The organism is Secundilactobacillus pentosiphilus, from assembly GCF_002217985.1.
Taxonomy (GTDB): domain Bacteria; phylum Bacillota; class Bacilli; order Lactobacillales; family Lactobacillaceae; genus Secundilactobacillus; species Secundilactobacillus pentosiphilus.
This window is the reverse complement of record NZ_BCMI01000075.1, coordinates 1-286: the sequence shown is the minus strand read 5'-3', so window position 1 is coordinate 286 and position 286 is coordinate 1. Positions and strand designations below refer to the sequence as shown.

At 50.7% G+C, this 286-nt stretch carries 1 pseudogene; it reads right to left on the bottom strand.

Annotated elements, in window-relative coordinates:
• Positions 1 to 286, bottom strand: a pseudogene (locus tag CES81_RS13110) (L-arabinose isomerase); the annotation flags it as partial.

Below are 286 nucleotides of genomic sequence, written 5' to 3'. Positions count from 1 at the left end.
ACTTGTTGTGCAGTGACACCGAATGAGAAGACCGTGTGGTGACCACCACCGTTTTGGATCCATTGGGTAGCACCGTTCTTCAGGCCAGCCTTTGGTGTCCACAACTGCTTAGCAACTGGCAACTTTGGCGTTTCGTCAGCTTTGTTACCAGCAACTTCGTACATGATCATGCGGAATTCATCACCAAAGTCAGCTAAGGTAACGTCAACGGCATCACCTTCGCCACCGGCGAAGACTAGACGTGCAGGATCTTCACGGTCACCAATGTCTAGTGGGTGAACTTCAA